This is a genomic window from Erwinia sp. S43 (assembly GCF_016624745.1).
Classification (GTDB): domain Bacteria; phylum Pseudomonadota; class Gammaproteobacteria; order Enterobacterales; family Enterobacteriaceae; genus Erwinia; species Erwinia coffeiphila.
Genome location: NZ_JACVTX010000095.1, coordinates 1 through 202, shown reverse-complemented (window position 1 = coordinate 202; position 202 = coordinate 1). Strand labels below are relative to the sequence as shown.

1 tRNA gene is annotated in these 202 nt (G+C 51.5%); it reads right to left on the bottom strand.

From position 1 onward, the window contains the following. Window position 1: 1 nt before the first annotated feature. Window positions 2-78 (bottom strand) — tRNA-Arg (locus IBT47_RS26900). Between the last annotated feature and the right edge of the window lie 124 nt (window positions 79-202).

The following is a 202-nucleotide window of genomic DNA, read 5'->3' as shown; positions in this document are numbered from 1 at the left end:
ATGGTGCATCCAGGAGGATTCGAACCTCCGACCGCTCGGTTCGTAGCCGAGTACTCTATCCAGCTGAGCTATGGATGCATCGGATATGCTTTCGGCGCAAAACACAACAATCCGGAACGGTATTAAAGGAATTCACTGCCATTAACTAAAGTATGGTGCATCCAGGAGGATTCGAACCTCCGACCGCTCGGTTCGTAGCCGA